Source organism: Rhodobaculum claviforme (assembly GCF_016653255.1).
Taxonomy (GTDB): domain Bacteria; phylum Pseudomonadota; class Alphaproteobacteria; order Rhodobacterales; family Rhodobacteraceae; genus Rhodobaculum; species Rhodobaculum claviforme.
This window is the reverse complement of the sequence record NZ_NHSD01000029.1, coordinates 1-2,888: the sequence shown is the minus strand read 5'-3', so window position 1 is coordinate 2,888 and position 2,888 is coordinate 1. Positions and strand designations below refer to the sequence as shown.

The window sequence follows — 2,888 nt, the reverse complement described above, 5'->3', positions numbered from 1 at the left end:
GGCACGGTGGATCGGGGGTGTGGGCGGCGGGGCGCTGGCGCTGGCGGGGCTGACGTGGGCGTTCTGGCCCGACCCGGTGGCGGTGGACCTGGCCGAAGTGGTCGTGGCCCCGATGCAGGTGACCGTGACGGCCGAAGGCGTCAGCCGCGTGCGCGAGCCCTATCTGGTGACCGCCCCCATCGGCGGGGTGGCCGAGCGCGCGCCGGTCGCGGTGGGCGATGCGGTCACGCGCAACGAGACGGTGGTCGCCCGCATCCAGCCCGCCGACCCGCAGCTTCTGGATGTGCGCGCCCGCGCCGAGGCCGAGGCCGGCACCCGTGAGGCCCGCGCCGCCGTCGCCATGGCCGAAGCGGTCCTCGCCCGTGCCGATGTCGACCTGCGCCACGCCGCGGCGGCGCTGGCCCGCAACCGGGCACTGGCGGCGCGCGGCATCATCCCCCAGCGGATGCTGGAGGACAGCGAGCAGGGCGTGGAGGCCGCCCGCGCGGGTCTGGAGGCGGCGCAGTCGGAACTGCTGATGCGCGGGGCGATGCTGGCGCGCGCCGAGGCCGCGCTGCTGGGCCCCGGCGCGCTGGAGATCGCGCCCAACGGCTGCTGCGCCGAGGTGCGCGCCCCGCACTCCGGCACCGTGCTGTGGCTGGAGGGGGAAAGCGCGCGGCTGGTGGCGCCCGGCGAGGTCCTGATGGGCATCGGTGATCTGTCGGATATGGAGGTGGAGGTGGACCTTCTGTCGACGGATGCGGTGCGCCTGGCACCCGGGGCCGCGGCCGTGATCGAGCGCTGGGGCGGCGAGGGGCTGCTGGAGGCCCGGGTGCGCCGGATCGACCCGCGCGGCTTCACCCGCGTCTCGGCGCTGGGCATCGAGGAGCAGCGCGTGCGCGTGCTCCTCGATCTGCTCAGCCCGCCCGAGGCCCGCCCGAGGCTGGGCGATGCGTTCCGGGTGTTTGCCCGTATGGTGATCTGGGAAACCGAGGCGACGCTCCAGGTGCCCATCGGCGCGCTGATCCGACAGGGGGGCGACTGGGCGGTGTTCCGGCTGCGCGACGGCCGGGCGGAGCTGGTGCGGGTGGAGCTGGGACGGCGCACGCAGGACAGCGCCCAGGTGCTGGCGGGGTTGCAGGCGGGCGACCGGGTGGTGGCGTTCCCCGGTGACCGGATCCGCGACACAACCCGCGTGGTCGCGCGCTGACGCCCTCGGGCCGGCGTGCGGATGGCGGCCCGGGGGGGGGCATCACCGGCCCCCGGTCCGCCGGGCCGCGGACCCGCCGCGAGGGCGCGGCCCGCCCGGTCAGCCCGCCCCGGACGAGGACCGCGGTGACCCCGGCCTGCGGCTAGAGGCCGAGGCGCGCGGCCACGATGTCGTTGACCGCCTGGGGGTTGGCCTTGCCGCCGGTGGCCTTCATCACCTGGCCCACGAACCAGCCGGCCAGCTTGGGGTTCGCGCGGGCCTTTTCCACCTGGGCGGGGTTGGCGGCGATGACCGCGTCCACCGCGGCCTCCAGCGCGCCGGTGTCGGTGACCTGGCGCATGCCGCGATCCTCGACGATGCGCGCGGGGTCGCCGCCTTCGGACCAGAGGATCTCGAACACGTCCTTGGCGATCTTGCCCGAGATCTCGCCCGAGGCGATCAGGTCGATCAGCCCGCCCAGCTGGCCGGCTGAGACGGGGCTGTCGGTGATCGCGAGGGCTTCCTTGTTGAGGCGCCCGAACAGCTCGTTGATGACCCAGTTCGCCGCGGCCTTGCCGTCGCGGCCCGCCGCCACGGCCTCGAAGAAGTCCGCGGCCTCGCGCTCGGCGGTCAGCACATCGGCGTCGTACTCGGTCACGCCGTAGCCTTCGACGAAGCGCGCCTTCTTGGCGTCGGGCAGTTCGGGCAGGGTGGCCGCGATGTCGTCCACCCACGCCTGCTCGATCTCCAGCGGCAGCAGGTCGGGGCAGGGGAAGTAGCGGTAGTCGTGCGCCTCTTCCTTCGACCGCATCGACCGCGTCTCGCCCTTGGTGGGGTCGTAAAGGCGGGTCTCCTGCACGACCTTGCCGCCGTCCTCGACGATGGCGATCTGGCGGCGGGCCTCGTACTCGATGGCGGCCTGGATGAAGCGCATGGAGTTCATGTTCTTGATCTCGCAGCGCGTGCCCAGATGGCCGTGGTCGCCGGTCTCGCGGAAGCGTTCATACGCGCCGGGGCGGCAGATCGAGACGTTGACGTCGGCGCGCAGGTTGCCGTTCTGCATGTTGCCGTCGCAGGTGCCCAGATACCGCAGGATCTGGCGCAGCTTGGTGACATAGGCCGCCGCTTCCTCGGGGCCGCGGATGTCGGGGCGGCTGACGATCTCCATCAGCGCGACGCCCGTGCGGTTGAGGTCCACGAACGACAGCGCCGGGTCCATGTCGTGGATGGACTTGCCCGCGTCCTGTTCCACATGGATGCGCTCGATCCGGACCATGCGGGCCACGCCGGGGGCCAGGTCCACGCGCACCTCGCCCTCGCCCACCAGCGGGTGGTACAGCTGGCTGATCTGATAGCCCTGCGGCAGGTCGGGATAGAAGTAGTTCTTGCGGTCGAACGCGCTGGTCAGGTTGATCGTCGCCCGCAGCCCCAGCCCGGTGCGCACCGCCTGTTCGATGCAGTATTCATTGAGCACTGGCAGCATCCCCGGCATCGCCGCGTCCACGAACGACACGTTGGAGTTCGGTTCCGCGCCGAAGCGGGTGGCGGCGCCGGAAAACAGCTTGGCGGCGGAGGCCACCTGCGCATGCACCTCCATGCCGATCACCAGTTCCCAATCCTCGCGCGCGCCGGCGATGACCTTGGGCGCGGGGGGCGTGAAGGCGAGGTCGAGCATGGGGTCCTCCGGGGGCTGCGGATGGCGTCTGTCTAGGGGAGGGCG

The 2,888-nt window shown here is 72.6% G+C and carries 2 protein-coding genes; one reads left to right on the top strand and one right to left on the bottom strand.

The window, feature by feature from the left end:
* On the top strand, positions 1 to 1,189 hold a 1,189-nt coding region (locus CCR87_RS00410; protein WP_207186494.1), incomplete at its 5' end, for a permuted SH3 domain-containing protein.
* A gap of 142 nt (positions 1,190 to 1,331) precedes the next feature.
* On the opposite strand, the gene gatB is transcribed toward CCR87_RS00410, so the two are convergent.
* Complete coding sequence (gene gatB / locus CCR87_RS00405; protein ID WP_201155362.1) at positions 1,332 to 2,843, bottom strand: Asp-tRNA(Asn)/Glu-tRNA(Gln) amidotransferase subunit GatB; 1,512 nt, start codon at positions 2,841 to 2,843, stop codon at positions 1,332 to 1,334.
* Positions 2,844 to 2,888 lie beyond the last annotated feature (45 nt).